A 1,065-nucleotide genomic window follows, 5' to 3' on the forward strand; every position below is an offset into this window, starting at 1 on the left:
GGATCCATCAGCCACCCCCCAGGTGGGCGGAGGCTCCCGCGAGGGCGCGGGAGGCCGGGACGAGCAGGGCGGCCGCCGCCGCGCCGCTGGCGGCGGCGTGCAGCACGGGCGGGGCGCCCGGCAGTGCGACGAGCAGCAGATGGAGGACGGCCGCCGCCGCGGGGCCGGCCGCCGCCGCGCGGTGGAAGCCGTGCGCGGCCAGCAGGACGGACTCGAAGAGCAGCACGCCCAGGGCCGTGGTCTGAGCGGTCACCGCCCAGCCGGCCGCCGCCGGGGGGAGCAGCGGCCACAGGGCGGCCTGGGTGGCGGCGAGCCCCGCGGTGAACAGCAGCAGCGAGCCGGCCAGCAGCGCCCGGGCGCCGCCCGCGAACTCCCGCAGGCTGCGGCTGCCGGCCAGCCGGCGCCGGGAGCGGGCCGCGAACCAGTCGCGGCACCAGACGGCCGGGACGACCGCGACCGCGGGCGCCAGCAGCGCCGCGGGGCCGGCGCGGTACCAGAGCAGCGCGACCAGGGGGAGGACGCACAGCGCGGCGATCCGGGCACGGCCCGGCCGGTACAGCAGCGCGCCGCCGGCCAGCACGGCCGCCGCGGTGAGCGCGGCCTGGGGCGCGCCGGGGACCGCCATGCCCGCCGAGACCAGCGCGGCGGGGAGGGGGGTCAGCGGCCGGCGGGGTAACCGGCGGCGGCGCGCGGGCGCCCGGTGCCGTGCGGTGCCGGGGGTCGCGAGCGGGGGGCGCGCCGACGGGGTGCCGGGGGCGCGGGCGGGCCCCGTGGTGTCCTCACCGGGGCGTGGGGTACGGGCATACAGCTCCTCTGCCAGGGAGAACACATCGCGGTGCCGGAACCGGGCCGCCGTGCTGTCGGTGACGCCGTGCGCCTCCAGCGCGGCGGCGATCTCCAGCGGGTCGGTGGCCCGTTCGCACAGTGCGCGGTGCCGGTGCATCAGCACCCGCACCGGATCGGCCGGCGCCCTCACGCGGGATCACCGGGGCCCGTGCCGTGACCGGGTTCGGTGAGCGCGCCGAGGGCCGGTATGGCCCAGCCGGGCGGGGCCGCCGGTACCGG

General features: G+C 81.1%; 1 protein-coding gene. It reads right to left on the reverse strand.

Translation table 11 applies throughout. The features are described 5' to 3' along the window. Positions 1–7: 7 nt before the first annotated feature. Entirely contained in the window at positions 8–976 is a 969-nt protein-coding gene (locus ACFV5N_RS28020) for a hypothetical protein (protein ID WP_385605398.1), read from the reverse strand. Positions 977–1,065 lie beyond the last annotated feature (89 nt).

The organism is Streptomyces sp. NPDC059853, from assembly GCF_042731495.1.
Taxonomy (GTDB): domain Bacteria; phylum Actinomycetota; class Actinomycetes; order Streptomycetales; family Streptomycetaceae; genus Streptomyces.